Raw genomic sequence first — 26,558 nt, forward strand, 5'->3', positions numbered from 1 at the left:
AATGACGGAGTTAGCTTATCAGCCCCCATCGGCAGAGGACGTTGCGAAGGCTCAGAACACTGACGCCAACTTGAAATTGTTGCTCGCCCAGCGGCGACTTTATTCGAGGGCAAAGGTCTGGACTAGTATTCGTGGCACAGGGGTCGGAGTGGTCGCAATAGCAGCTCCGATCCTCACTGCTATTTGGCCAGGGGCTGCAGTCCCTGTGGCGACCACTGCTGCAGTCTGGTACGTCTTTAATCACGTCTTATTCAAGTTCTTGGAACGCAGGGGTGCGACTCGTGCAGCAACTGTTCAGGAGCAATTCGACACAAAGATCTTCGGAATGCCGACGATCGTAGTGCGAGAATTTCGGGTGTCTCCCGAAGACATCTCGCAACTCACTGGTGCCGGAACAGGCGTAAGAGCGGGCAGGCGCCATGCCTACGCTGTAGAAAAGCTCCGCGACTGGTACTCGATCCAGGAGAACGTTCCTGGAGCTGTTGCCATCGCGATCGCGCAACGCGGGAATGTCGCGTATTCACGGCGACTCCTCGATCGGAACGCTGCACTATGGCTCAGCTTGTTGGTTGCGTGGTCTGCTATGTCGGTGACGATATCCGTCGTCAATGGTTTCAGTTTGGCAACTTTCTTGTTGGTTGCTGCCATCCCGGTCCTGCCGCCTCTAGTGGATGCTTGGGACGAGTTTCGAAAAGTTCGTGCCGCTGGACGTGAGCGGGAAGCGCTTGCTAATGAGATGCAGGACGCCATTCTAGCCAATAGCACTACACCGATTCAGCCGGAGCAACTCGTCGCATGGCAATCCCAGCTCTTTGCACTTCGGAGAGATGCTCCACTCGTCCCTGACTGGCTCTACCAGCTACTGCGTAATCGGAACGAAGCGGAAATGTCAGAGGCGGCCCAAGCAATTGGGATAAGCGTCCAACAAGATATAGGAGAAGGATGACTCGTACAACCGCACAGGCACTTGCTCAGTTCCTCGGCGATGTCTCAGCCACCGATTACCACAAAAATACGCTGATTCCAGCCCGTAAGAGCAGCGTAGATGAGAAGTTGCTGGAGAAGTTCCCATCGACCTCGGACATGCCCTTCTGGAAAGGCATTCTGATGGGATCAGCTTCGAAATCAACTATCATCCGGCCAATCGACGACGTGGACTTCCTCGCTGTATTCTCAAACGAGAACAAGGCCTGGGATAAGTATGCTTACGACTCAAAAAGTTTCATCTACCGCATCCGAGATGCCTACAACGGGATATCCGTCCAGCAGGTAGGTACCCGCGGACAAGCCGTTCGCGTATTCTACAAAAATGGTGGTCACGTCGATGTAGCGCCGGTCTTTCACATAGGAAACGATGTTTATAACCTTCCCAACGGTTCCGGTGGGTGGATCAGCACGGCTCCTACTATTGCCAATAGATGGTTTGCCGAACGCAATTCGAAGCTCGGATACCACCTTGCTCCCATGGTTCGGTTACTCGAATCGTGGAACCGTGCCCACTCAAAGCGCATGCGTTCCTTCCACCTGGAAACTGTGACAGGCCATGTATTTTCATCTCTCGGCGGCAACTATCGCGACGCTTTACATAAGTTCTTCCTCTGGGCTCCGAACTATTTGGACGTCTTTGACCCCGGAAGTCAGGGAGGAAGCCTCAGTTCATACCTCACGTGGGATGGCCGGCAAGGTCTACTAACAGCTCTCGCTTCGGCAGAAAATCGCTCACAACTAGCTTTAGATGCGGAGGCTCGTGGAGATCACGCTGAAGCAAAGCGGCTTTGGCGCATTATTCTTGGCAACGACTTCCCAGTCTCGTGATGGGGCGACTTAAAACTTGATGAGATGGTCGTAGGAACTCCACATTGCCACCCGAGTTTCTAATAATCGTGACCGTACCATCTGGAGCTGACACCCATCCTTTTACCGATCGTTGCCAGTGAATCGCCCTGCTCGTAGAACTAGACCGCTTCGGCGATCTGTCGCTGGTCCAGGTCGACTTTGCGTGGCTTGATCGCCTCTCGGCGCAGGCGCTTGCTGCTGGCTTCACCGCTGATTCCGTACTTGGCTGCCAGGTCTTTGACGCGCATTCTTACTTAGTACTCGGTCGCCATCATCTTGGGTTGCTCGTCACTGATTTGAATGATGCAGCGGGGGATTAGCTACTTCGGTCAAACCTCCTGGGACTTCGCTCAGATATTATTCATCAAGCAACGAACCTTGACGGGTTGGCCACTTGCCGTCGAATGGCGTGTAGGAGACCCGCCAGTGCGAAGAGTCGAGAGTTCTTTAGCCAAAAGCCACAATCTGAATATTGGATCTGTTGTGCAATCTCGAACGGCTGCACGGCGAAACGGGCTTTGCCACCAGCTGAACTGCCGGTGGCAAGGCCTAAATCGTCCCAGAGCCGCTCAGTTGGTAACCTGCGCGGATTATTACATCTGCTCTGCTGATGCCAGCGCATCATGGTGCCGCTTGGCGCGGGCGCCTGGATTCCAGATCGCGTAGATCGTCGCGGCCAGGACCGGGGTGATGAAGACGCCGAGGTTTGCGCCCCATGCACTTCCCGACTGAACCATGGCGATGCCCACCGCTGCGGAGATCACCCAGGCGCTGACGCCTGCGGCGTTGAATGCCGGGAATGCGCGGTCGGGCAGGCTCGGGCTGTCCGGCTGGAGCGAGAACTTCTTCTCGTAGCGGATATGCACCAGGGCGATGGCGACCCAGCCGGTGACCAGCGCACCCTGCCAGGACAGTGCCAACAACAGGTACTGCACGACAGGCAGCAACATGAGCAGGTAGATGATGACCGCACCGATGAATACCCAGGCCAGGCTCGGCAGCTTCAGTCCCAGCGCCCGGGAGCCGAATTCCTTCAGGTTGGAGATGCCCAGGGCGTAGTTCGCGGTGTTGATGCGAGTCTGGGAAACGAAGATGACCAGCAGGCCCAGCGGTCCCATGAGCTGCACCAGAGCGCCGGCGACTCCGGTCTCGGTGGCTTCTGCACCTGGGATGGTGAAGGTCAGGTAGATGCCGATCAGCGAGTTGGCGCCGAAGGCCAGGGTGTAGAAGAGCCAGCCGAAGGTGTAGCGCTGGTGGACTTTGACGTCCTTGGCGCGTCCCAGCGAGGCGAAGTCCACGGTGTACATCATCAGGATCCATACGCCCATGAAGGCGGCGCAGGTGGCCAGCCAGCCGGGGCCGCCGGCGGTGAAGGGCAGGGGACCGGTGGAGTGGGTCAGCCAGGAGCTGCCGCCCGGGTGGGCAATCGACGCCCAGATGACCGCGGTGAGCAGGCCGCCCCAGTAGATCGGCAGTAGCCAGCCGTTGATCTTGTCCAGCCAGCGCTGGATGCCTCCGGCAATCAACGGGAGCGTGTAGAGCACCACGAGCGCGTACCAGAGCTGGATCGGGCCGCCGAACTGCGCCTGGAAGGCGTAGCCCAGGATGGCTCCTTCGAAGACCGCATAGTAGATGGCGGTGGCTGCGAAGATCAGGGTGGCCAGGACCGCGCCCTTGCGGCCCAGCAGCGTGCGGGAGAACTGCGCGACGGTCAGCCCGCTGCGCAGCGCGTAGCCGGCCAGGATCCGGTTGATGGCGCCGTAGATGACAATGGTGATGGCCAGGCCGATGAGTGTATCGATGGTGCCGTAGGCCTGGGCGAGCGAGGCCCCGATGTAGATGAAGAACATGGCCGATACCAGGCCGTACCAGGCCATGGACAGCGAGCCTGCGCTCATCTTCTCCCCGGTGGGCTGCTCCACCTCGGGCAGATCGGTGGACGAGTTTGTTGACATGGAACTTCTCCTTTGAATATGGCGCGAGCCATCACATCCCGAAGCGAGTGCGCGGGTATGGCCTGGGCCTGATGTGGGTGATGCAAGGAAGAACTGCCGGGGCCGCGGGGAACCAGGAATGTCCGGGCGGGGTGGCCGGGTGAAGCGTGTCGAACGGTGTGCCGCGAGTGTCGGCGGGTGTTTGAGGCGGTGAGGGGAATGATCTTCGTGGGATCTTCCCCGCACCGCCTCGGCTGCACCTAATGGTGCAATGGGTGGTGCAATGTTGCGGATTCAGCTGAGGCTAGGCGTCCCAGTGGGCGGCCGAGCGGCGCTGCATCAGCTGGCGGTACTGGGTGGTGGAGTTCTCCAGCAGTTCGCCGGTGCCCCAGTGCAGGATCACGCCGTGGCGGCGGATGACATCCAGCATGTCCACGGTGCCTTCGCGGTAGCGGGCGGCCACCGCTTCGGCGTCCTCTTCCAGCCAGCCGCGGCGGCTGGCGCGGATCTGGGTGCGCAGCGCCTCGGTGTCCTCGGCCAGGATGCGGTAGTCATCCAGCTCTGCGTCCACTTCCTCGATGACCACGCCGTAGTCGGCCGCGGCGCGGTCGATGGAGACATAGCCGTCAATGATGTCCTCCAGCACTTCCTCCGGGGTGCGCTCCAGCGGGTCGCCGAAGCCTCCACCGCCGGCGGACGGGCGGGTGAAGACGTCCCCTGGCTGGATCGGGACCGAGGAGAAGATGGAGCCCAGGAAGCGCTCGTCCTCGGTGCCCTGGTTCAGCCACACGCCGTGCGGGATGGAAGGCAGGCCGCCCTCGATGCCCCAGGTGATGGAGCGCGAGCGGTCGCAGCAGTAGCTCATGACGGTGGAGTGCGCATCGGTGAGCATGCCGCCCTTTTCGATGCCCAGTCCGCCGCGGAAGCGTCCCGGTCCGGCCGAGTCGATGGCGATCTCGTGCTTGGTGGTCAGCACGGGGGACAGGCGCTCCTGGCCTTCCACCGGCTGCACCGCCAGGCCCGGGCCGAAGACCGGCGCGGTGGCGGACGAGCCGTCCTTGGAGGAGCGTCCGCCCCAGCCGCCGGCCATCCAGTCGTACCACATGAAGTAGTTCTCCTCGCTGGTGCGGGCATCGCGGCCGCCCACCAGCAGGTATTCCAGGTTGAACGCGCAGGCCATGGCGCGCTCCGGCATGATCTGGCTCCACAGCTCGAAGATGCCGTTCATGATCTTCTCGTACGGGCCCGAGCAGAAGCCGGTCACCGCGTGCGGCCAGCCGGCGTTCACCACCGAGCCCTCCTCGCCGATCTCCGCCTGCACCGCGGCGTAGAAGCCGGAGTTCAGCGGCACCTCGGGGAAGAAGGTCTTGGTTCCCGCGTAGATGGCCGAGTGACTGGTGCCGTAGCCGGAGTTCAGGAAGGTCGCCACCGCCGGGGCGGAGTCGGACAGGTCGTAGTGGATGCCCGTGCCGTCCAGGGTCAGCTTGATCTTGATGGGCACCAGGCCTTCGCCCTTGCCCGGGTCCACGTCCAGGTAGTCGGTGGTCTCCCAGGTGCCGCGCGGCAGGTCCTCCAGCTGGCGCAGCACGATGCGCTCCACGTAGTCCTGGGTTTCCTGCATCGCGGTGACCACGGTGTCCTTGCCGTACTTCTCCACCAGGCGCAGGATCTCGCGCTCGCAGACCGCGGTGGCCTCCGACTGCGCGTGCAGGTCTCCCATGGCCTGTTCCGGGGCGCGGGTGTTGGAGACCAGCAGCTGCGCCACGTCGTGCAGGAACACGTGCTTGGAGTAGACGCGCACCGGGGTGATGCGCAGGCCCTCGCCGAAGTGCTCCTTGGCGTTCACGTCGAAGGAACCCGGCACGTTGCCGCCGATATCAGCCCAGTGCCCCTTGTTCTGGGCGAAGCCGATGATTTCCCCCTGGGAGAAGATCGGGCGGATGAAGGAGACGTCGTTGAAGTGGGTGCCGCCGCGGTACGGGTCGTTGATCGCGAAGACGTCCCCGTCGTGGATGTCGGTGCCGAACTGCTCCAGCACTGCCTTGCACTGGAAGTGCAGGGTGCCCACGTGCACCGCGATGTCGCCCGAACCCTGCATCACCGTGTTGCCCTGCGCGTCGCACAGCGCGGAGGAGAAGTCGCGGGAGTAGATCACGAACGAGTAGCAGGTGCGCAGGATCTGTTCGCTCATCAGGTCCACGGAGGTGGCGAACGCGTTCTTCAGCACCTCGAAGGTGACCGGGTCCAGCGCCGGACCGGTGCTGCGGACATCTGGGGTCTGGATTATCTGAGTCACTTTAACCCTCCGAAGAATTTTCTAGGTTGTGCAGGTGGATGCGGATGTTGCCCCAGCCGTCGATTTCCGCGGTGGTGTTCGGTGGAACCACGGTGGTGGAGTCGAGCTGGTCGATGATGGCCGGGCCCAGGAAGGTGGCGCCGGCGGGAAGCAGGCTGCGCTCGTAGACAGGGGTATCCACCCAGCCCTCGGCGCCGAAGTACACTTCGCGGCGCGAGGCCGGTGCGCCCGGATCTGCGTTCAGCTCGGTGGCCGGCACGAAGCCCGGCTTGGGGGTCTTGCCGATGGCGCTCAGGCCCAGCTGGTAGATCTCCACCGGCTGGTCTTCCTGGCTGAAGGCGAATTCCTTCTCATGCTGCTGGTGGAAGGTTTCCACGGCCTGCGCCAGGGCGCCGGGGCCCTGGCCCATCGGCACCGCGAGCGAACGCCACTGGCCGGCGTAGCGCATGGAGATCTCGCGCTGCAGCAGGGCGTCCTCGTCCGCCACGCCCTCGTGGCGCAGTCGGGCGGAGGCTTCCTTCTCCAGGGCGGCGAATTCGGCTTCCACGTCCTTCGGGTCGACCTGGTTGGCCGGGGCGTTGAACATCAGCGACAGGTCGTGGCGGATGTCCACCAGCAGGCAGCCCAGCGCCGAGGTGACACCCGGGTTGGCCGGGACCACAACGGTCGGGATGGACAGCTCGCGGGCCACCTCCGCGCCGTGCAGCGCGCCGGCGCCGCCGAAGGCGATCAGGGCGAAGTCGCGCGGGTCGTAGCCGCGGCGGATGGAGACCAGGCGGACCGCGTCGGCCATGTTGGCGTTGGCGACCTGGACGATGGCGTGCGCGGCCTGCGCGGTGCTCATCTCCAGCGGCTTGCCGATGACCCGGTCGATGGCTTCCAGCGACAGCGAGCGGTCCAGCTCGCGGGCGCCGCCGGCCAAGGTGGTGCCCAGGCGGTTCATCGCCACGTTGGCGTCGCAGTTGGTCGGCTGGTCTCCGCCGGTGTTGTAGCAGGCCGGGCCCGGGGCGGCGCCCGCGGACTGCGGGCCGTTGCGCAGCGAGCCTGCGATGTCCAGGTGGGCCAGCGAGCCGCCGCCGGCGCCGATGGTCAGCACCTCGATGGACGGGAAAACGATCGGGTGGCCGTATTCGACCTGCCATTCCTTGGTGATGCGCAGCTCGCCGCCGGAGACCAGGCAGATGTCGGTGGAGGTGCCGCCCATGTCCAAGCCCACCGCGTTCTCGAAGCCGCACTGGGCCGCGACGTGCTTGGCGGCGATGGCGCCGGCCGCGATGCCGGAGGCCGCCAGGCGGACCGGGTAGCGCTTGACCATGCGCGGGGTCATGGAGCCGCCGCCGGAGTGTAGCAGCAGCAGGTCGCCCTGGTAGCCGCCGGCCTTCAGCTCGGTGGCCAGGCGGTCCACGTAGCCGGTGACCAGCGGGGCCAGCACGGCGTTGGAGACGGTGGTGTTGAAGCGGTCGTGCTCGAAGATCTCCGGGAGGATCTCCGCGGAGGCGGAGACCGCGGTGTCCGGCAGCTCCTCTTCGAGGATCTCGCGCATGCGGATTTCGTTGGCCGGGTTGGCGTAGGAGTTCAGGAAGCAGACCGCCACGGTGGTGACCCCGCGCTTGCGCAGCAGGGCGGCCAGCTGGCGGGCCTCGGTTTCATCCAGTTCGGTCAGGACGTTGCCGGCGTAGTCGGTGCGCTCGGTGATCTCGAAGCGGTCGCGGCGGCGGATGTACGGGCCGGTGACGTCGTGGTAGGCGTCCCACAGGTCGTCCTTGGTGCCGTCGCCGATTTCAATGGCGTCGCGGAAGCCGCGGGTGGTGACCATGGCGGCCTTCGGGAAGCGGCGGGTGATCAGCGCGTTGGTGGCGACCGTGGTGCCGTGCGAGAACAGCGAGACGTCGGCCAGGTTGACCTCGGCGCGGCGCACGCCGCTCATCACCGCTTCCATCGGATCATGCGGGGTGGAGGGAACCTTGGTGACGCGCATGCTCTGGGTTTCATCATCAAAGATGCAGACGTCGGTGAAGGTTCCTCCAACATCTACGGCGACTCTTAGGTTGGCCATGATCTCTCCTCTGGGTGACGCTTGGAACGTGTGCTATCCACTGTGGGGTGTGACGCGCATCTCTGTCATTGGTGGAATTCAAAGCTCGGCACGCGTAGATTGTAATTTCTACAACAGCCCCGGAGCGCCGGGAATCCGAAGAGTCTGAACGACGAGAAAGTTGGTGCGGTGGGCGAGCGCGAACCCCTGACGGTGCAGGAATTGCTGGATGTCAGGTCGCTGGGGCTGCAAGCGGTGGTGCTCCCGCATCCCGAGATCGAGGTCAGCGGCGCGCACACCAGCGAGATCCACGAGCCGGGGCGCTGGTTTGATCCGGGGAACATCATGCTCACCACCGGACTGCGCCTGGAGGCCGAGCAGGGCCGCGACCAGGTGGTCGCGGATCTGGCCGCGGCGGTGCGCCGGGCGCGGGTCTCCGCGCTGTGCTTCGGGCTGGGGATCTACTTCGAGCAGGTGCCGCAGGAGCTCGTCGAGGCCTGCCGGGACGCGGAGGTCAACCTGCTCACGGTGGCCCGGGACGTGCCCTTCACCCACGTGGAAAAGTACGTGAATGCGCTGGGGCCGGTGGCCGAGGACTACGGCATGAAGCGGGCCATGTGGCTGACCAACGACCTGCTGGATTCCATCGCCTCGGACCAGCCCATCGCCTCGCTGATCCAGCGGGTGGCCGCCAATTGCCGCGGCGCGGCGATGCTCTACGAGGACACCGGCAAGCTGGTGGAATCCAGCGGGGACGGGCCGGTGCATCTGGTGCTGCAGGCGATCACGAACCACGGGGTGCACTACGAGAAGATCGCCATCGGGCGCTGGCAGGTCATGTACCGCACCATCGTGATGCGCGGGCGCGGCTACCACCTGGCCATCGCCAGCCGCAACGAGCAGGTGCTCGCAGAGGTGGGGGACGTGCTGCTGGACACCACGCAGAAGATGCTCGGCGCCATCAAGGGCCTGCAGCACCTTGACGCCTCGCGTCGCCGGCATGAGAATTCGCAGCTGCTCACCAGCCTGCAGGACGGCATCGAGGTCTCCCGGGAACTGCGCTACTGGGAGCTGGTCAAGCCCTTCGGCTTCGAGGCCTACCAGCCGGTGCGCAGCGTCGCGGCCGTGGTGCTGCATGACGGCAGCCTGGGTCCGCGACGCGTGGACATGATTCTCGCCTCGGCCCAGCGCGCCGGGGTACCGCTGCTGTTCGCGGAGAACGGGCGTAGCAACGACATCCGCGCGGGTTTCAACGCGCTGATCCCTGACACCCGCCAGTGCATCGCCTGGCTTGGGGAGCAGTGCGAGAACCTTGCCGTAGGGCTGGGCGAGGCCTCGGGCTCGCTGTCGCGGATCCCGGAGCTGCTGCGCGGGGCGGAGCTGGCGGCGAAGGTGGCGCTGCGCGACACCGAGCACCAGCCGGGAGGCGAAGGACTGCTGCTGCGGGCTGATGACCTGGACCCGGCCACTTGGATGCTCGCGCGCATCGACAGCCCGCTGGACCGGCAGCGGCTGGTGCGCTTCATTGCGCCGCTGCGCGAAGAGCCGGAGCTGGAGGACACGCTCGTTGCCTACCTGGCGCTGGACCAGGATATTTCCAGGACCGCGAGCCAGCTGTTCGTCCACCAGAACACCGTACGCTATCGGATCAAGAAGGCCGCCGAGCTCCTGGGCGGAAACATGGCCGAAGCGCGACTTGTGGCCGGCCTGTATTTGTCCTACGAACGGCGGATCATCGATATCCGCAATCGCCAGCGCACTGGCTCCAACTGAAACGGGCCGTGCTCGGTAGCTATGGCGAGGTGCCCCGGGGAAGCGATCCGCGGGACATGCTGCACGGGGCAGCGGCCCGGGTGAATGACCCGGACCGCTGGATCTGCGAGGTGGACAGGTACCTCACCCTGAAGGTGGAACCCGCCAAGGTTAGAGGTCAACCACCCCTGACTTGCCTGGATGGGCCTGTTCCCCGGTCAGTTTGTGCTTTACCCAGCTGGCCGCCAAGCTGACCGGCCCGCCAGGGTTCTCCCAGTACTCAGCCGATTCAGAACTTACATGAAGCAGCGCGACGCTGGGCGACTTGGCGCCGCCCCGGGCAAAGGCCTCCACCGCGGGGTTCCACAGTTCTTCCTTCTTGCCGACATCCCGCACGACCTCTGCGGTGCCGCGCACCGAGACCCAACTTGTCTTGTCGGAGAAGGAGACATTGATGTTCTCGTCCTTCGCGACTTCCTGGGCGATCTCGGATTCGGTGGCGATGAAGAACCACAGGTCGCCGTCGTCGGTGACCTGCACCGCGGTTAAGGGCCGGCTGAGCAGGTTCTGGCCCGACCGGGTGGTCAGCATACCCACTTTGATGTCCTCGATGATCTTGACGACTTTGGCTACGTTGTTGGTGCTCATATATCCCTCCAAGAAAATTGTTGAGTGGAAGTTTTGGTGACGGGCTCGCGATGCCGGGTAGATCGCGATTCGTTGCGTCCCGTGCTTTCGACCTGTTTTCCCTCCTGTAGGAAGAAGATTGGTCGTGGCCAGCAATGGTTTCTGAAGTTTCTTGCCGGCGCCCGCACGGTGCATTTCGTGGCTTTCGATTAAAACCCTGGCAACCGACTTGCGCCGGAGCGCATCGGCGTAAGGTCGAACCCATGACCAACCGCTGAACTTACAGGACCTCGTGATGAACCCCCGACACCGTAAAGATCTGCATCTGTCTCTCTCCGACGACCAATTCGATGATCTTCTCAGCGCCTTGGAGAGCCATCGGAATTATCTCCAGAGGTTGGCCGAGGAAGCGGCCAACGGGTTCGGGCTAGGCGCACCTTATTGGGGCGGCCGCGTTAACGAAGTCCAAGAGCTGATCGTCATGGTCCAGCACCTCGGCAGCGGGGACGAAACGCGCTAAGCCGACACGTGGTTGGGGCTTCATTGAAACGGGGATCCGCGGCGGCCCTGTTCTTCCGATCAGGGCCGCGTCGGCATGTTCCCAGGTGCCGGCATGGCTGAGCTGCCGAATACTGGCTTCTGCCCAGCAACCAAACACCGGGAACATCCCGCGCGGAAGCATCTTTAGTTGCCGAATCGCTGAGCGTAGCCCTGTGCCACGGGAGCCCCGCTGAACGCGGGAATTGGGTGCGTTACTGTGCTGGACTCCCAGTACTTCGATCGGAAAGTCACCAGACCGTTCAGTTCCGCGCGCTGGAAGAGGCTCGAAATCAGCTCAGAGTCCTTCTCGCAGGCGACGGTTTCAAGGGCCGGGTTAGGCATGGCGACATAGAGGAACTTCAGCTCGTCCGTCACGGGTTCGATCATGGCGACAAGGACCGACCGGCCATGCATACTCACCAGCCCCATCACGTCGTTGACGGATTCAGTCGACACCGTCATGACAATGGGCATGCCTTGCACCCATCCATACTCTGACAAGTGCTTGCGGCCCTCGCGAGATCCGAGAAGTTCCGAGACCCGCTCGGCCGTTTTCGTCCTGACAATACGTCCTGGCATCTGTTTTACCTCCACCTTGTTCGTACACGTCGGGGTGATCCCGTACTCCTTGGAACACAATGCAGTCTCAACATGAGTCCATAGTTGGGCCCAGCCCACTACACCTCGAATTCACTGCATTTAAGTCACATGAAAGTTCTAACCTATTTGGAGCGGGTTGTCTCGGAACCTGAGGAAAAATTCGGATTCGCTGGTAGCCGCCCAAAAACTGCGCCGCTGATTTGCTGTTTCCGGGGACCTGTGATTTCGGTTAGCAGTTGAAAATCCCCTAGTCATTTCGGTGAATTCAATTTCATGATCACCTTTCCACGCTTGATATTGAATCCTTAGGACTTTGGCAAGGCCTCCCGGGATATTGTGAGATTCGGTGTTGCCTGAGTCACGCCAGCTCGAGTCCATGTCTTCCCAGCGGGGCAAGCGTGTAGGGTTTCCGGGAGGAGCCGGGTGGATGCCAGATTCTTGGTCGTGATCGGTACTGGCAGCGGATTGGGCTGCCGTAGTTCTCCAGATTTCCCATCTAGGGGCGTGAATGGTCCGCCGGCACCTGCATCCTTCCCGACCAGCAGATCGAATCACTGCCTGACCGGAACCCAGCCTTCGTTCAGGGTGCGGCTTACGTCAGGGGATTGTGCGCACACTGGTGGCATGGAAAATCAAGAGTACGTATCCACGGATCGCCTGACAGTCGCGCAGTGGACGCAGAAGCTTGCGCAGGCCACTGGGCGGCCCGGCGGCGGGGCGGGAAGCGGCGTCATGCTGTCCATGGCGGCTGCACTGACCTCCATGGTGGCGGGCTACAGCGAAAGCGCTGACTCCGGTGGCGAAACAGAGCGGATCAAACTGCGCGCGGAAGTTCTCCGCGGGCAGTCGTTGCGCCTGGCTGATGAGGACGCAGCCTGTTCGAAAGCATTCGGGGAAGCCTTCAGCACTCCGCAGGGACCTGCTCGGTCGGCGGCGATCCGCGAGGCGGCGCTCACCGCCGCCGAGTCCTCTGCCGCCATAGGCGAGAAGGCGGCGGAGGTGATTCCCGATCTCCAATGGCTTGCGGAACATGGAAACCCGGCGCTGGTTGCTGACATTGTTGTCGCTCTCGGGGCATTGCGGGCTGCGGTCTCAGGTACCCGCGCCAACGTCCGCTATGATCTGTCGATCGTGCGGGCGCATCGGACCGCAGCGCAGGGCGCGGATGAAAGTGCGGACCTTCTCGAGGCCATTGAGCGTTTCGATAGTTCCCTGCGTCGGATCGACGCACTGTCCGCCGAAATCGACACGCGGATCGTCAACAGGCTCTCAGGCGACTAGCCTTTCTGGCGGGCCTTCATGTGGTCGTAGGATTCCAGCGCCTGGGTGCGAGACTCTTTCAGGTCGACGATGGGTTCATGAGCCACCGGAGCGAACCGCGCCGCATAGGACCCCTGCGGATCGAATTTCTTGGCCTGCAGTTCCGGGTTGAAGACGCGGAAATACGGCGCTGCATCCGCCCCGCTGCCGGCAACCCATTGCCAATTGGCGCTGTTGCTGGCCAGGTCGGCGTCCACCAAGGTGTCCCAGAACCATTGCTCTCCCACGCTCCAGTGCACCCCGAGGTTCTTGACCAAAAGGCTGGCTGTCACCATGCGCACGCGGTTGTGCATCCATCCGGTCTGCCACAGTTGCTGCATGCCTGCGTCCACTAGGCGGAAACCGGTTTCGCCGCGTTGCCACGCACGAACATGCGCCGCAGTTTGTTGGTCTTGCTCCGGCCACGACCAGTCGAACCCATCGAATTCGGCGCGCAGGTTCTTGATGGGCAGAGAAGGATGGTGGTACAGCAGGTGCCAGCAAAAATCCCGCCAGGCCAGCTGGCGTTGTACCGCGGCGGCACCCTCTGACGCGCCCGGGGATGAAGCAGCATGCCGGCCCAGGGCTTCCCAGACCTGATGGGGACTCAGGTGCCCCCAGCGCAGGGCGGGGGACAAGGCGCTGGTTCCGTCCAGATCAGGCCGGTCGTGATGCTCCGGGTAGCCCGCGGCGATGGATTCCACCACCTCTTGGAGCCGTGCCTGCGCTTCGGTTTCTCCGGGCGTCCACCGCTGCGCCAAACCACCTGACCAGTCCGGCGAGGTGGGCAACAGGTGCCAGCTTTCCAGGTCCTCGCTGTCCAAGTCGCAGCGCACGACATCCTGCGCTTCGGGGGCCGGCAAGACCGGGCGCAGCTCGAGGTCGCGCAGCTTGTTGTAAAAAGGGGTGAAGACCTTGTAGGAATTGCCCTCTTGGGTTTGCAGCTGCCACGGCTCGTGCAGCAATGCGCCGGCATAGCTGTGCGCTTCGCGCCCCGCGCCCTGCAGCTGCTGCTTGGCCAGTGTGTCGACTTCCCGTTCGGCTTCGCCATAGCGCCGCATCCAGTGGATGCCCCGGGCGTTGCTTTGTTCGGCCACGGCGGCCACCGTTGCAGAGCCCGGCCCGCTGCGCAGGATCAGCGGAACTCCCAGTTGCGAGAGCGACTCGTGGAGGTCGAGCAATGCATGGTGAAGCCACCATCGTGCGGCACCACCGACGGCTCGAAGACCCGGGGACTGCTCGTCGAAAATGTAGACGGCAATGGTCGGGCCTGCCGACAGCGCGGCCGTCAGTGCTGGGTGATCTGCGGTGCGCAAGTCATCGCGGAACCAGACCAGCTGAGGCGAATCGGTGGTGCGTGGCATGCGGGTCCTTTGCAGTGGAAATAATGTTAGCTTAGCTAAATTTTAGCTGAGCTGCGATATTCCTTGGGCATGCGCAGGCGGAACCGTTGGTGCGCACCGCAATGGCGCGGGGCCCCCATCCCCGCGCCATCGCCGGGCAGTTCCCCCGCGCTTCGGCCGCGCGTGGCTTAAGCGCCCAGCTTGTCACGCAGGCGGGCCACATGGCCCTTGGCGTCCACGCCGTACTCCGCATGGCTGATCCGGCCCTCTGGATCCACGACGACCGTCGAACGCAAGGTGCCCACGAAGATCTTGTCACCGAAGGTTTTCTCGCCGAAGGATCCATAGGCCTTGGCGACGGCATGGTCCGGATCCGAGAGCAGCGGGAAGTTCAGCGACTCGTCTGAGGCGAACTGGCTGATGGCCTCCGGTTCATCCGGTGAAATGCCCAGGACCGAGTAGCCTGCCGAGCGCAGGGAATTGAGGTTGTCGCGGAAATCGCAGGCTTCGGTGGTGCAGCCGGGGGTCGCCGCCTTCGGATAGAAGTAGACAATGACATTCTTGCCGGCGTAGTCGGACAGCGAAACGATCTCGGAATCAGCGTTGCGCAGGGAGAAATCGGGGGCCTTCTGGCCCGCGGTCAAGGCAGTGGAGTGCTCAGTCATGATCTCTACTTTCGTATTGCGGTAATTTCTTTTCATTCTATGCACCTCCTTCTGCTCCCGCTAGCGGAAGTCCGGAAGAATTTCATTGTTTCGTGCTCGACAGAAGCGGGGAAGGGCGCGGCGCGGACTTCACGACAGGGTTCGGCATTGCGGAAATTTTCAGGTTGACCAGAGATCGCATGAAGCTCGCCTACACTGATCGGCAAAGACGGAGAGGAGCAGCTATGGAACCGTCGCTGGTCGTTTTCCCCCAGAGCGGGATCGACTCGGACCAGGCACCAGATGGAGGGGACTGGCCAGATGCATCCCGCCTCCTGCGCGCGGCCGCCGAATGCCAGGGGCATCCCGGCCCGATCCTCCGTGCCTTGGAACAGGCCGAAGAAGCACTGCCGGTTCCAGGTGCCGGGGCAACAAAGCAACTGTGGGAATTCTTCGCCTCGATTGCCGCGGTGGACCTGGTGGCGGCGCGCACCCTTGAACCGCACTTCGACGCCGCCGCCATTTTGCAGCAGGCCTCCATGCCCTGGCCTGCGGCCTCGACCTGGGGTGTTTTCGCCGCGGAGGGCCCCGGAACGCGGATGGAAGCCAGCCAGGTCGCGGGGCAGTGGAGCTTGACGGGGACCAAGCCGTGGTGCTCCCTGGCCGGGCAGCTGACCCATGCCTTGATCAGCGCCCACACGGAGCAGGGGCGGCGGTTGTTCATGATCGAGCTGGGGCATCCGAGCGCTGAAGTCGTCGACGCCGAGTGGGCCAGCCGGGGCTTGAGCCAGGTGCCCAGCGGGCCGCTGCACTGCCAGCAGACGCCAGCCCAACCCGTCGGAGACGCCGGCTGGTACCTGGAACGCCCCGGCTTCGCCGTGGGAGGAGTCGGCGTGGCCGCCTGCTGGTTCGGGGGCGCGGTCGGGCTGTTCCGCCATCTGCTCGCCTCGGCGCGCAGGCGGGAGCCGGACCAGCTGGCCCTAGCCTGGCTGGGGGAGGCCGACCGTTTGCTGGCCTCCGGCGCCAGCCTGCTCGGCTGGGCGGCGGGGCTATCGGATCGGGAGGAACTGGGGCCGCGCGAGGCCGCGCAAACCCGGGGAGAAATCGCCCGGATTTGCGATCGCCTGATCCAACTCAGCGGGCACGCCACCGGTCCCGGCCCGCTGGCCATGGATGACGAGCACGCGCGCCGGGTGGCCGACCTGTCGATCTACATCCGCCAGCACCACGCGGCCCGCGATGATGCGGCACTTGGCCGCATGATCCTGGAGAACCACAGCAAGGAGTACGCACCATGGTGACTTTCAGCCATCGCCAGCAGGGGACTTCCGCCCGTACCTGGCGTGACTGCGGCATCGGGGATTTGGAACCCCTGCCGCTGGACCAGCTGTTCGGCTCCGCGCAACGGCTGCTGGTGCTTGCCGCCCACCCCGATGACGAGACGCTCGGCGCCGCGGGAATCATGCTGGAGGCGCTGCGGCGCAATATCCCGGTCGACGTGGTTCTGTGCACCGATGGGGAAGCATCGCACCCGGACTCGCCAACCCATGCTCCCGCGCAGCTCGCCCGCCTGCGCGAGGAAGAAGTCGACCAGGCCATGCGGCAGCTGCACCGGAACGCCGGAACCGCTGCCGAGATCACGGTGGACCGGCTGCATTTGCCGGACGGCCGATTGGCCGAGCATCGGGAAGAACTGCGCGAGCTCCTGCTCGAACGTGCCCGCCGGTCGCGGTGCGTGCTGGCCAGCACTTACCGCGGCGATGCCCACGGGGACCACGACGTCCTCGGGCTCATTGCCGCGGGCATCGCCCACCAGCTCTCGCTCTTCCACCTGGAATTCCCCATTTGGTACTGGCATTGGGCATCACCGCTCGAAGACGGACGCTGGTGGCATTGGAACAAGCTGGAACTGGACGAAGCCTCTCTGGACGCCAAACGCACGGCCCTGTCTGAACACCGCTCGCAGACGCAGCCGCTCTCCGAAAAACCCGGCGACGAGGCGATGCTCAGCGCGGAAGTCATGGAGCTCTTCCTGCAACCGCAGGAAGTCTTCCGGCTGACCCGCCCGGGGGAGAAGGACACCGCGATGTCCGCCGCGGTCTTCGAGGATCTCTACCTCGAACGCCCCGATCCGTGGAATTACCGGGACAGCGGATACGAGGAGCGCAAACGCCGGATCCTGCTCAGCTCGCTCACCCGGGAACGCTATGGCACGGTGCTGGAACTGGGATGCTCCATCGGCATCCAGACCGCGGCACTGGCCGAGCGCTGCGACTCCCTGCTGGCCATCGACTCAAGCCGGACCGCGCTGGAGCAAGCCGCACGGGAAACCGCGCGCTTCGAGCATGTGCGGCTGGAACAGCTCCTGCTGCCGGGACAATGGCCGCAGCTCGGCCAGGGCACGGTGGACCTGGTGGTGATCAGCGAAATCGGCTACTTCCTGGCCGCCGACGAACTTGAGGAATTGCTGGGCCTGTGCGCCGCCGCACTGGCCCCCGGCGGCGAACTGCTGCTGTGCCATTGGCTCCACCCCATTGAAGGATGGCCCCTGGACGGCCGCACCGTGCACCGGATTGCGCACCGCCGCCCGTGGGAACGCGCGGTCATGCACGAAGAGCGGGACTTCCTGCTGGAAATCCTGGGCAAGCCCGGAACGACCCATGGATAGGAAACTGCGGGGCATGCTGGTCGTGATCCCCGCCCACGACGAGGAGGAATACCTGCTCGGCTGCCTGCACGCCGTGGAGCGCTCCAAGGCGAGCCTGCACGCCTCCCATCCCGAGATCACCGTGCACGTCATGGTGGTGCTCGATGCCTGCACCGACCGGACCGCCCAGCTGGCCAACGGCTTCAGCGCCGAGCACCCGGGCTATTCAGTGCTCCAGGTGCCGTTCGGCAATGTCGGCCGAAGCCGCGCGTTCGGGGTTGCGCAGGGGCTCGCGCAGCTGCCCGCTTCCTGTTCTCCCGCCACCACCTGGATCGCCTGCACCGACGCGGATACCAGGGTGCCGGAACAATGGCTGGAGGAATTCGCCGCGGCCTACCGTGCGGGGGCGGATGCCGTGACGGGCACGGTGGAACCCGACCGCACCGAACTGCCTGCGCAGCTGTACCGGCGCTGGCGCCAGCGGTACCTGCTGGCGCCCCACCACCCGCACATCCACGGTGCCAACCTCGGGATCTGCGCCGAGGCCTACCTCCGGGTTGGAGGATTCAAGGCATTGGCCGCGCACGAGGACGTCGATCTTGTCGACAGAACCCGCCACGCCGGATACCGGGTGGAAGCTACCGATCGATTGCACGCACTGACCTCGGGGCGCTTGGAAGGCCGATTGAGCTCCGGCTTCGCAGACTATCTTTCCGCGCTCGCCGGCGAAGGGGCAACTGCGCCGGCAGCCCGCTGAGCGCCAGCCGCGCCGGCTGCGGCACAGACGGGATTTCATTGGTTGCGAACACGACCTCCGATTCGCCCGAAACTCTGTCTCTTCGTGGCTGAACATGGAACGCTGGTGGGGGAGCACGGCTCGGGAATCCGAGCGCAGCCAACGTCAGCAAGGAGCATCATGAGCCAGTATGCAGTGACCAACCCGGCGACCGGAGTTGTCGAGGCAACCTACCCCACCGCCACCGACGGGCAGATCCAGGAAGCGCTGGCCGCCGCGGATGCGGCCTATGCGCACTGGTCGCGGTCCGCGGTGGAACAGCGTGTGGCGCTGCTGGAAAAGGTCGCGGACCTCTACGAGGAGCGCGCCGCGGAGCTGGCCGACATCATCACCCGTGAAATGGGCAAGCCCGTCAGCCAGTCCCTGGGCGAAATCGGGCTGGTCGTTTCCATCTACCGCTACTACGCCAAGAACGGCCCGAAATTCCTGGAAGACGAGGAACTGGAGGTCGCCAGCGGCGGCACCGCCGTGGTCCGCAAGGAAGCGGTCGGTGTGCTGCTGGGCATCATGCCATGGAACTTCCCGTACTACCAGGTGGCCCGGCTCGCGGCTCCCAACCTGATGATCGGCAACACCATCCTGCTCAAGCACGCTCCGCAATGCCCGGAGTCTGCCCTCGCCATGGAGCAGCTCTTCAAGGACGCCGGCGCCGCCCAAGGCCTGTACGTCAACATCTTCGCCACGAATGACCAGGTTGCAGACGTCATTGCCGACCGCCGCGTGCAGGGTGTCTCGCTGACCGGCTCGGAACGCGCGGGCTCCGCCGTGGCGGAAATCGCCGGCCGCAACCTGAAGAAGGTTGTGCTGGAACTCGGCGGTTCGGATCCTTTCATCGTGCTTCCGGATGCCGACATCGCGCGCACCGCCAAGCTGGGCCTGCGGGCCCGCTTCGGCAACACCGGCCAGGCCTGCAACGCGGCCAAGCGGTTCATTGTCGATTCCTCGGTCTACGACCAGTTTGCCCAGGCGCTGACCGAGCAGGTCGCCGGCATCAAGCCGGGGGACCCGACGCAGAAGGACACCTTCCTGGGTCCCTTGTCCTCGGCGGCAGCGCAGTCCGGGCTGGCGTCCCAGGTCGATGACGCCATTGCCAAGGGAGCGACGGTGCTGGCCGGCGGCAAGCCGGTGGCCGGCGGCGGCGCCTACTTCGAGCCGACCATCCTGGCAGATGTCACACCTCAGATGCGTGCCTTTTCCGAAGAACTCTTCGGCCCGGTTGCGGTGCTCTACAAGGTGGACGGCGAAGAGGAAGCGATTGCCTTGGCCAACAACAGCGACTACGGCCTAGGCGCCTCGGTGCACACCCGGGACCTGGAACGCGCCCACCGCATTGCCGCGCAGCTGCAAGCCGGCATGGTGTCCATCAATGAACCGTCGGGGTCGGCCGCCGAGCTGCCGTTTGGCGGCGTCAAACGTTCGGGGATCGGACGCGAGCTGGGCAAGTACGGGATGGAGGAATTCATCAACCGCAAGCTGGTGAAGGTTTCCAACCGGTAGCCCGATTTTCGTCCATTCATGAAGACGGTGGCGTTTCCGGACCGGAAACGCCACCGTCTTTTACCCGTACGCTAATGCCGCCGAACCTTGTCCTCCAGCCCCCGCGTCCAGCGTTTGGTCACGGCCTGGATCACTGCGGCGCTGGCGCCGGAGACCACGGCAAAGGTGAGCACCTTGCCCAGCTTTTCCTGCTGCTGCTGCTCGGGGTTGGCCAGAGTCGGAGGAAGATCCCCGGTGGCCTTTTTCCAGATGGTGCTCACCAACTTGGTGCCGACCCAGCCGGCGGCCAGGGAAACTGCCGTACCGAAGAGCTTGACCAGGATGTTCATAATTTTTTACCTTTCGTTGTCATGCATTGCTTGTGACGATTATTTGAATGGCGCGCCAGGTCCTTCCCAGCGCACCTCGGCGGGGTCCTTGTCCTCGCGCCAGCCGCGCCAGACCGGATGCCTGAGCCGCCCGTCTTGCGTCAGTTCGCTGTAGCGGACCTCTGCCACGTACTTGGGGGTGACCCAGCGGGCATTTCGCTGGAACTGGGCCGGAATGTGCTTAACCGGCGGGGTTTTGCGCTCGGCCTTCTCCATACGCTCCCGGACTTCCCCCAGCTGCAGATCCGAGAATCCCGTTCCGACCCGGCCGATGAACTCCAAGCCGTCGCCGACCGGGACGGCCAGCAGCAGCGAACCGACGCTCGCTGCGCGGCTACCCTGCCCCTTGCTCCAGCCAACGACCACGGCTTCTTGATCCAGCACGTGCTTGATCTTGATCCAGCTGCCGCTGCGCCGGCCTGGTTCATAGTCGCCGGTGCATTCCTTGGCCACGACGCCTTCCAAGCCCAGCTCAAGGCTTGTTTTCAGCGCTTCTTTGAGCGTGGGGCCGGTATGGGGAGGTGGTATTTTGACGTACTGTCCTTCCGTGACGGCATCTTCCAGGTATTTGCGGCGCTCGACGTACGGCTCGGGAATCAGGTTCCTGAGTTTTCCGTCCTTGCCATAGGGAAGCTGAAGAGCATCAAAAAGCATGAAATTGAGGTTGATGGCCTGCGCCTGCCGCGGGCGTTTCTTGCGGCGGTGCGACACCCGCTGTTGCAGCAGTGAAAAGCTCGGCCGTGCCGAACCTTCGAGGGCGACGATCTCGCCGTCGAGAATGGAGCCCTCCGGTGCCAGCACGGCAAGTTCCTGCAGCTCGGGGAAATCCTCGGTCATGTCCTTGCCGTTGCGGCTGACCAACTTCACCCTGCCATGCTTTACCGCGGCCAAGGCCCGGTAGCCGTCCCACTTCATTTCAAAACACCAGTCGGCTCCCTCGATGAGGTCCTCAGGGACCCCGGGGTTGGCCAGCATGGGTTGAGGAAGCTCGTCTACAAGGCCGGCAGCAGGGCTGTGTGCAGGGACCGCCGAGCCACCGGCTGGCTGCTCCTTGGTCAGTTGTAACAACCAGTGGTCCTGGTCTGACATACCGCGGGCTTGGATCAGCACGAAGCGGCGGGGAATGCCGCCGAGCCCTCCGTCTTCGCGCCCGGAGAGTACCGCAATGATCTCCTTGCCGTCCCGCCATTTTTCAATGACGCATTCGCCGGCATCCCAGATCGACACTTCGCCGGCGCCGTACTGGCCCTTGGGAATCGTTCCCTCAAACGTTCCGTAATCCATGGGGTGGTCTTCAGTCATGACAGCCAGCCGCTGGATTCCCCTTTGCAGCGGCGGACCTTTCGGCACAGCCCACGAGACGAGAACCCCGTCATGCTCCAGCCTGAAATCCCAGTGCAGTCTGCGGGCATGGTGTTTCTGGATCACGAAAGATACGGATTCTGTTATGCCGGAAGCCGCGGGGCGCGGGGTTTTTACGGCACGGGCTGGTTCCGGGACAGGTTCCGGCGTCAGCTTCGCATCGCGTTTGGAGCGGTAGACCGAGAGGCGGTCCGTTCCCAGCTCTGCAGAGGGTGCTAGGCCACTGAGCGGCTCAAGACCGTCGGACAGCCGTTCCAATACCTCGTGGAAGTCCAGCTGCTCGAGATGAGGGGACTCGATCTCTTTCCATGTGCGAGGTGCGGCCACCATTGGATGCGGGCGTCCGCGCAGCGAATACGGGCAGACCGTAGTTTTCGCGGCGCTATTCTGGCTCCAATCCACCAATACCTTGTTTTCCCGCAGGGCTTTCTTCATATTTGCGACAACGAGCCGGGGATACTTGCGCTCCAAGGAGGACGCCAGTTCCTTTGCCATCGCAGTCACTTGGTTGGAGCTTGCAGTACCGTCGAGTCCGGCATAGAGGTGGATTCCCTTGGATCCGGAAGTCACAGGGAAAGGCTCTAGATCCATGCCCTCAAGGATTTCGCGGCATAGCAAGGCCACTTCGGCGCAGTGGGCAAGGCCTGCTCCGGGTCCGGGATCCAAATCCAGCACCAGCCGGTCGGGATGTTGTTGTTCCAGAGTGGTGTCGAAACGCCATTGGGGAACATGGATCTCCAAGGCTGCGACTTGGCCGAACCACGCCAACACCGCCGCATCGTTGGCCAGCGGATACGTGTTGGAATGGGCTTTGTGTTCCAAAGGGGCTCTGGGAATCCAGTTGGGCGCGGAATCTTCAAGGTCTTTCCGGAAAAATACGGTGCCCGGGTTCTCCGCTGTCCCAACGCCGTCCACCCAGCGCTTCCTGGTGGCAGGGCGCCACGCCGCATGCGGCAGCAGGGCCGGAGCCACCCGTTGAAGGTAGTCGATGATTTCGCCCTTGGTCGTCCCGGTCTCCGGGTACAGCACCTTGTCCAAATTGCTGACCTTCAGGGTGCGGCCATCAACGGTAACCGTTTGTTCCCTGCGAGCCATGTCCACCCCTTCCGTAGGCTTTGACCACAACTTTCCCTGCCAACGGCCCTCGAATCTACCTTTCCTAGGGAGCTTTGCGTTTGAGGGGTATTAACTGCCAACGATGACCTTAAACGGGGCTGGCAAGCTGGGGTGCGCTCTATGCCCAAAGCTGCAACGATGCTTGACTGGGGCAATGAGAGCTATATGGACTGGATCAATTGCCTTCGGGCTGGTGAATGTACCGGTGAAAGCCTACGGCGCGACGGAAGACCACGATATTTCCCTGCACCAGGTTCACGCCACTGATGGAGGGCGGATCAAATACGAACGCCGCTGCGAGATCTGCGGCAAGAAGATCAAGTACAAGGACATCGACAAGGCCTTCGACGATGGCGAACGCACCGTGGTTCTGACTGATGACGATATGGACGCGCTGCCCGCGGAGAAAAGCCGTGAGATCGAAGTAGTCCAATTCATCCAGGCTGACCAGTTGGATCCGCTGATGCTGGAGAAAAGCTACTATCTCCAGCCCGATTCGAAATCGCCCAAAGCTTACGAGCTCTTGCGGCGAACCCTGGAAGATACCGACAAACTGGCCGTGGTGCGCTTCGCCTTGCGCCAGAAGACCCGGCTGGGCGTGCTGCGAGTGCGGTCCAAGGCCTTGGTGCTCCAGTCGATCATGTGGGCCGACGAACTGCGGGATGCGGAGTTCGCCGAACCGGAGAAAACCGCCCGCATCAGCGCGCAGGAGCTGAAGATGTCCGCCACGCTGGTGGAGTCCTACAGCGGGGACTTCTCGCCGGAAGACTTCAGCGATGACTACCAGACCCAATTGCGGCAGCTGATTGATGCAAAAATCGAGCAGGGCGAGGACCTGGACACCGAGGCGACCTTTGGGGCGACATCTGAGGGGGAAGGCGAGGAAGGCGTCGTGGATCTGATGGAAGCGCTCAAGCGCAGCATCGCCGGCATCGAAAAGTCCTCCGGTGGCAAGGGAGGCACGGATAAATCGGCACGGGGCTCCACGGGGGCCAAGACCACGAACCAGTCAACGGGCGCTTCCACAAAGGAACGGCGATCCGCGACAGCGAAAAAGAAGAAAACCTCCTCCTCGGCAAGCAAGAAGAAGGCTTCCCCGGGCTCCGAGAAGTCTGCATGAGGCAGCTTCTAGGGTTGCAGGACCACCTTGATGCAGCCGTCCTGCTTCTTCTGGAACGTGCTGTACATCTCGGGTCCTTCGGACAGGGGTTTGGTATGCGTGACCAAGTCATCCAGTCCGATGGGATCCTTCGCATCCTCGGCCAGCGGCAGCAGCTGATCGGTCCACGCCCTCACGTTGCACTGTCCCTGGCGGATCTGGATCTGCTTGTCGAACAGCTTGACCATCGGCATCGGGGTCGCCGCTCCGGCGTAGACACCGCTGATGGAGATCGTCCCGCCACGCCGCACTGCATCCGTCGCGGCGGTCAACACGATGTTGCGGTCCATGGAAGCGGTTTGCATGACCTGCTGCGCTGCAGGATCCGGTAACAAGCCGGTGACCTGCTGAAGCAGGGCAGCAGTGGTGGAGCCATGCGCTTCCATCCCCACGGCATCGAGCACCGCGTCGGGGCCGCGGGAGGTCAAATCGCGCAGCTCCGTAACTGTCTCCTTGGTGAAGTCCAGGGTTTCAATGCCATGGCGGGCTGCCATGGCGCGCCGTTCGGGAACCGGATCAACGCCCAGTACGCGGTACCCCAGATGTCTGCCGATGCGGGCAGCGAGCTGGCCTACCGGACCCAAGCCGAAAACGGCCAGCGAGCCTTCCTCGGGGACATCGGCGTACCGCACGCCCTGCCAAGCAGTAGGAAGGATATCGGAAAGAAAGAGGTAGCGGTGATCCGGTAGGTCCGAGCCCACCTTGATCGCGCCGTAGTCCCCATGCGGGACGCGGAGATATTCAGCCTGTCCGCCGGGAACCCGGCCGTATAATTCCGAGTAGCCCAGGAAAGCTGCACCCTTGCCATGGCTGCGAACCTGCGTGGTTTCACACTGTGATTGCAAGCCACGCGTGCACATCCAACAATGGCCGCAAGAAATGTTAAACGGGATCACAACACGGTCTCCTGGCTGCACGGAGGTGACCGCGGCGCCGACCTCTTCCACGATTCCCATGGTTTCATGCCCCAAGACGTCGCCGGAGTGCATGAAAGGGCCAAGAAGCTCATACAGATGCAGGTCGGAGCCGCAGATCGCGGTAGAGGTGACCTTGATGACGATGTCGGTGGGTTCCTGAATCCGGGGATCCGGAACCTCGCTGACCTCCACTTTTCGTTTGCCTTGCCAAGTAAGTGCCTTCATTGTCCCTCCCGGGTTCTGTGGTTCCGGTGTGCTTGAATACCGGAAGCATGATCATTTCAGTCGGTGTTGAACTGGGCCGTCTCGTCCTGAATCGGTTCTTCCTGCCCGGCCTCCTCCTGCCGGAAACGTGGCTGAGAGGCGGATTGCGCGTCTTCCGCGGCTAGTGCTTGACCCTGCGGCGGTTCGCCAGCGTTCAGCGTGGGCCCGAGTGGCTCATAGCTGTTCCTTCCGTGGAAAACATGGCGGGGATCATTGCGCACCTGACCATTCCACACACGCTGCGGTTCTTCAAGAGTTGGCGCGTAGGCGTTTGCTGGGAACGGCGTAGCCCCGGAATTCTGCGGTTATCCAGCGTTCCGAGGTCCTGGATCCTGCAAGCAAGCTGAACACAGGTTGGATGGGCAGTCTTGACTGCTTACGGTGAGGCGAAAGACCGGATGCAATCTATGGGAGGGTGGCGCGTGGAAAAGCAAAGAGAGGCACACTCTAGACCTTCCAGAGTGGTCGGACTTATTGCCGACCCGGGGATCGCCCAGAACTTGGCTAACAAGGTCCACCAGAGGCTGGAGAAAAAGCTCAATAGCGATGAGCAGCGGCAGTTCAACTGGCAAATCATGATCGATCCACTGAGCCTGCCCCTGAGCGAATCGGGCAGCGTGATCCTGAACGAGAATGTCCCGCGGCTGAGGGAGAAATACACGTGGGACTACATCATCTACCTGACCGACGCACCCCACTACGAACATGACCGGCCGGTGCGATCGGTGCTCAGCCCGGAACAGGGCACGGCAACCTTGAGCCTGCCGAGTCTCGGACTGGTGACCGCGGGAACAGTTGCGCGGGCGCTCCACGAGGTCCTAACCGAACTGGCCACCGGGAATCTGCCGGACACGCCGCCATCTCCACTCGGAAAGGCCTTGAGCGTGCGGGGCAGCATGCACGGCGACGAGGATATCCCCTCGCGCATCGAAAGCATCGAGGGATTCCGTGGCCGGGTACTGCTGACCTTGGGGATGATCCGCATCAACCGGCCCTGGCGTTTGGTTCCGCAACTGTCCTCCGCGATGGCTGGTGCGGCTGCCACCGGTGCCTTCGGCGTCTTCTACACGAGTATTTGGTCGATGGCCGACTATCTGACCAGTTCGAGGCTCGCGTTCATCACCTTGGCCAGCATCCTCATGCTTTCCTTGTGGTTGCTTTTCCACAACAGGCTGTGGGAAAAACCTCGTGGACACCGGCGCAAGGAGCGCATGATCATCTATAACGTAGCCACGGTGCTGACGGTGACCTCGGCCGCAGCCGCTATGTATGTCCTTCTGTTCTTGGCGCTGCTCGTAGCGTCCCTGGTGGTGATCGACCAGGAGTTCCTTGCCTCCCAGCTCGGCCACGAGGTGTCGATGGCCGAATACCTGAATCTTGCCTGGCTCGCGGCGTCGCTGGGTACTCTGGGCGGCGCCATCGGATCGAGCTTCGATGACGTCCAGTCGGTGCAGCGGGCGACCTTCAGCCAACGCGAATACGAACGTCGCAATCTCAGCTTGGATGATGCGGAGGACCTGTAAGCG

21 protein-coding genes are annotated in these 26,558 nt (G+C 63.1%); 10 read left to right on the plus strand and 11 right to left on the minus strand.

Annotation, left to right across the window (positions count from 1 at the left end; translation table 11 throughout):
* The first annotated feature begins 1 nt into the window (after position 1).
* On the plus strand, positions 2-946 hold the full coding sequence (locus tag IEY43_RS02505; RefSeq protein WP_188947005.1) for an S-4TM family putative pore-forming effector: 945 nt from the start codon (positions 2-4) through the stop codon (positions 944-946).
* Entirely contained in the window at positions 943-1,815 is an 873-nt protein-coding gene (locus tag IEY43_RS02510; protein ID WP_188947006.1) for an SMODS domain-containing nucleotidyltransferase, read from the plus strand. Before IEY43_RS02505 ends, IEY43_RS02510 begins: the two co-directional genes overlap by 4 nt.
* Positions 1,816-1,955: 140 nt before the next feature.
* On the opposite strand, the gene IEY43_RS18315 is transcribed toward IEY43_RS02510, so the two are convergent.
* The 4 genes from IEY43_RS18315 to IEY43_RS02525 form a co-directional block, all read right to left on the minus strand.
* Positions 1,956-2,084, minus strand: coding sequence for a hypothetical protein (locus tag IEY43_RS18315; protein ID WP_268240050.1), 129 nt, complete (start codon positions 2,082-2,084; stop codon positions 1,956-1,958).
* 345 nt (positions 2,085-2,429) lie between these two features.
* Entirely contained in the window at positions 2,430-3,791 is a 1,362-nt protein-coding gene (locus IEY43_RS02515; RefSeq protein WP_188947007.1) for a purine-cytosine permease family protein, read from the minus strand.
* Between the two features lie 283 nt (positions 3,792-4,074).
* Positions 4,075-6,066, minus strand: coding sequence for a hydantoinase B/oxoprolinase family protein (locus IEY43_RS02520; RefSeq protein ID WP_229777234.1), 1,992 nt, complete (start codon positions 6,064-6,066; stop codon positions 4,075-4,077).
* Between the two features lies 1 nt (position 6,067).
* Positions 6,068-8,122: a hydantoinase/oxoprolinase family protein gene (locus tag IEY43_RS02525; RefSeq protein ID WP_188947008.1), complete on the minus strand. Its 2,055-nt coding sequence runs from the start codon at positions 8,120-8,122 to the stop codon at positions 6,068-6,070.
* Positions 8,123-8,290: 168 nt separating this feature from the next.
* Between IEY43_RS02525 and IEY43_RS02530 the strand changes: the two genes are divergently transcribed.
* The gene (locus IEY43_RS02530; protein WP_229777235.1) at positions 8,291-9,874 is read left to right on the plus strand and encodes a helix-turn-helix domain-containing protein; all 1,584 of its coding nucleotides are present in this window, start codon (positions 8,291-8,293) and stop codon (positions 9,872-9,874) included.
* Between the two features lie 150 nt (positions 9,875-10,024).
* On the opposite strand, the gene IEY43_RS02535 is transcribed toward IEY43_RS02530, so the two are convergent.
* Together IEY43_RS02535 and IEY43_RS02540 are read right to left on the minus strand one after the other, a co-directional pair.
* Positions 10,025-10,501, minus strand: a complete 477-nt coding sequence (locus IEY43_RS02535; RefSeq protein ID WP_188947009.1) for a pyridoxamine 5'-phosphate oxidase family protein — start codon at positions 10,499-10,501, stop codon at positions 10,025-10,027.
* Positions 10,502-11,164: 663 nt separating this feature from the next.
* A complete protein-coding gene (locus tag IEY43_RS02540) occupies positions 11,165-11,494 on the minus strand; it encodes a hypothetical protein (protein WP_229777236.1) in 330 nt (109 codons plus the stop codon).
* Between the two features lie 750 nt (positions 11,495-12,244).
* Between IEY43_RS02540 and IEY43_RS02545 the strand changes: the two genes are divergently transcribed.
* Positions 12,245-12,901, plus strand: a complete 657-nt coding sequence (locus tag IEY43_RS02545) for a cyclodeaminase/cyclohydrolase family protein (RefSeq protein ID WP_188947011.1) — start codon at positions 12,245-12,247, stop codon at positions 12,899-12,901.
* Here IEY43_RS02545 and IEY43_RS02550 read toward each other — a convergent pair.
* Entirely contained in the window at positions 12,898-14,283 is a 1,386-nt protein-coding gene (locus IEY43_RS02550) for a cryptochrome/photolyase family protein (RefSeq protein ID WP_188947012.1), read from the minus strand. The genes IEY43_RS02545 and IEY43_RS02550 overlap by 4 nt on opposite strands.
* Positions 14,284-14,450: 167 nt before the next feature.
* Positions 14,451-14,927: a thioredoxin-dependent thiol peroxidase gene (bcp, locus tag IEY43_RS02555; protein ID WP_188947013.1), complete on the minus strand. Its 477-nt coding sequence runs from the start codon at positions 14,925-14,927 to the stop codon at positions 14,451-14,453.
* 224 nt (positions 14,928-15,151) lie between these two features.
* On the opposite strand from bcp, the gene IEY43_RS02560 reads away from it, so the two are divergent.
* The 4 genes from IEY43_RS02560 to IEY43_RS02575 all read left to right on the plus strand — a co-directional run bounded on the left by IEY43_RS02560 (position 15,152) and on the right by IEY43_RS02575 (position 19,846).
* Entirely contained in the window at positions 15,152-16,207 is a 1,056-nt protein-coding gene (locus tag IEY43_RS02560; protein WP_229777237.1) for an acyl-CoA dehydrogenase family protein, read from the plus strand.
* Positions 16,201-17,574 (plus strand): bifunctional PIG-L family deacetylase/class I SAM-dependent methyltransferase, encoded by a 1,374-nt coding sequence (locus tag IEY43_RS02565; protein ID WP_188947014.1) that lies wholly within the window; start codon positions 16,201-16,203, stop codon positions 17,572-17,574. Before IEY43_RS02560 ends, IEY43_RS02565 begins: the two co-directional genes overlap by 7 nt.
* Positions 17,567-18,310, plus strand: a complete 744-nt coding sequence (locus IEY43_RS02570) for a glycosyltransferase family 2 protein (RefSeq protein WP_209550341.1) — start codon at positions 17,567-17,569, stop codon at positions 18,308-18,310. Before IEY43_RS02565 ends, IEY43_RS02570 begins: the two co-directional genes overlap by 8 nt.
* A 159-nt stretch (positions 18,311-18,469) precedes the next feature.
* Positions 18,470-19,846 carry an NAD-dependent succinate-semialdehyde dehydrogenase gene (locus tag IEY43_RS02575; protein WP_188947015.1) on the plus strand — a complete coding sequence of 459 codons (1,377 nt, stop codon included), beginning with the start codon at positions 18,470-18,472 and terminating at the stop codon, positions 19,844-19,846.
* A gap of 71 nt (positions 19,847-19,917) precedes the next feature.
* On the opposite strand, the gene IEY43_RS02580 is transcribed toward IEY43_RS02575, so the two are convergent.
* Both IEY43_RS02580 and IEY43_RS02585 read right to left on the minus strand, forming a co-directional pair.
* On the minus strand, positions 19,918-20,175 hold the full coding sequence (locus tag IEY43_RS02580; RefSeq protein ID WP_188947016.1) for a DUF4235 domain-containing protein: 258 nt from the start codon (positions 20,173-20,175) through the stop codon (positions 19,918-19,920).
* A 39-nt stretch (positions 20,176-20,214) separates the two neighbouring features.
* Positions 20,215-22,671: an ATP-dependent DNA ligase gene (locus tag IEY43_RS02585; RefSeq protein WP_188947017.1), complete on the minus strand. Its 2,457-nt coding sequence runs from the start codon at positions 22,669-22,671 to the stop codon at positions 20,215-20,217.
* A gap of 175 nt (positions 22,672-22,846) precedes the next feature.
* On the opposite strand from IEY43_RS02585, the gene ku reads away from it, so the two are divergent.
* Positions 22,847-23,812: a non-homologous end joining protein Ku gene (gene ku / locus IEY43_RS02590; RefSeq protein WP_188947018.1), complete on the plus strand. Its 966-nt coding sequence runs from the start codon at positions 22,847-22,849 to the stop codon at positions 23,810-23,812.
* Positions 23,813-23,820: 8 nt separating this feature from the next.
* On the opposite strand, the gene IEY43_RS02595 is transcribed toward ku, so the two are convergent.
* Positions 23,821-24,993, minus strand: a complete 1,173-nt coding sequence (locus IEY43_RS02595) for a zinc-dependent alcohol dehydrogenase (protein WP_188947019.1) — start codon at positions 24,991-24,993, stop codon at positions 23,821-23,823.
* Between the two features lie 500 nt (positions 24,994-25,493).
* On the opposite strand from IEY43_RS02595, the gene IEY43_RS02600 reads away from it, so the two are divergent.
* Positions 25,494-26,555 (plus strand): hypothetical protein, encoded by a 1,062-nt coding sequence (locus IEY43_RS02600; RefSeq protein WP_188947020.1) that lies wholly within the window; start codon positions 25,494-25,496, stop codon positions 26,553-26,555.
* Positions 26,556-26,558 lie beyond the last annotated feature (3 nt).

The sequence above is a fragment of the Glutamicibacter protophormiae genome (assembly GCF_014647495.1).
Classification (GTDB): domain Bacteria; phylum Actinomycetota; class Actinomycetes; order Actinomycetales; family Micrococcaceae; genus Glutamicibacter; species Glutamicibacter protophormiae.

What these genes read in the sequence shown, in the direction of transcription:
- IEY43_RS02525 (WP_188947008.1), bottom strand. Translation starts at nt 8,122, where the DNA reads ATGGCCAACCTAAGAGTCGCCGTAGATGTTGGAGGAACCTTCACCGAC.
- IEY43_RS02560 (WP_229777237.1), top strand. Translation starts at nt 15,152, where the DNA reads ATGGAACCGTCGCTGGTCGTTTTCCCCCAGAGCGGGATCGACTCGGAC.
- IEY43_RS18315 (WP_268240050.1), bottom strand. Translation starts at nt 2,084, where the DNA reads ATGCGCGTCAAAGACCTGGCAGCCAAGTACGGAATCAGCGGTGAAGCC.
- IEY43_RS02515 (WP_188947007.1), bottom strand. Translation starts at nt 3,791, where the DNA reads ATGTCAACAAACTCGTCCACCGATCTGCCCGAGGTGGAGCAGCCCACC.
- IEY43_RS02565 (WP_188947014.1), top strand. Translation starts at nt 16,201, where the DNA reads ATGGTGACTTTCAGCCATCGCCAGCAGGGGACTTCCGCCCGTACCTGG.
- ku (WP_188947018.1), top strand. Translation starts at nt 22,847, where the DNA reads ATGAGAGCTATATGGACTGGATCAATTGCCTTCGGGCTGGTGAATGTA.
- IEY43_RS02535 (WP_188947009.1), bottom strand. Translation starts at nt 10,501, where the DNA reads ATGAGCACCAACAACGTAGCCAAAGTCGTCAAGATCATCGAGGACATC.
- bcp (WP_188947013.1), bottom strand. Translation starts at nt 14,927, where the DNA reads ATGACTGAGCACTCCACTGCCTTGACCGCGGGCCAGAAGGCCCCCGAT.
- IEY43_RS02540 (WP_229777236.1), bottom strand. Translation starts at nt 11,494, where the DNA reads ATGCCCATTGTCATGACGGTGTCGACTGAATCCGTCAACGACGTGATG.
- IEY43_RS02505 (WP_188947005.1), top strand. Translation starts at nt 2, where the DNA reads ATGACGGAGTTAGCTTATCAGCCCCCATCGGCAGAGGACGTTGCGAAG.
- IEY43_RS02570 (WP_209550341.1), top strand. Translation starts at nt 17,567, where the DNA reads ATGGATAGGAAACTGCGGGGCATGCTGGTCGTGATCCCCGCCCACGAC.
- IEY43_RS02580 (WP_188947016.1), bottom strand. Translation starts at nt 20,175, where the DNA reads ATGAACATCCTGGTCAAGCTCTTCGGTACGGCAGTTTCCCTGGCCGCC.
- IEY43_RS02545 (WP_188947011.1), top strand. Translation starts at nt 12,245, where the DNA reads ATGGAAAATCAAGAGTACGTATCCACGGATCGCCTGACAGTCGCGCAG.
- IEY43_RS02550 (WP_188947012.1), bottom strand. Translation starts at nt 14,283, where the DNA reads ATGCCACGCACCACCGATTCGCCTCAGCTGGTCTGGTTCCGCGATGAC.
- IEY43_RS02595 (WP_188947019.1), bottom strand. Translation starts at nt 24,993, where the DNA reads ATGAAGGCACTTACTTGGCAAGGCAAACGAAAAGTGGAGGTCAGCGAG.
- IEY43_RS02575 (WP_188947015.1), top strand. Translation starts at nt 18,470, where the DNA reads ATGAGCCAGTATGCAGTGACCAACCCGGCGACCGGAGTTGTCGAGGCA.
- IEY43_RS02510 (WP_188947006.1), top strand. Translation starts at nt 943, where the DNA reads ATGACTCGTACAACCGCACAGGCACTTGCTCAGTTCCTCGGCGATGTC.
- IEY43_RS02585 (WP_188947017.1), bottom strand. Translation starts at nt 22,671, where the DNA reads ATGGCTCGCAGGGAACAAACGGTTACCGTTGATGGCCGCACCCTGAAG.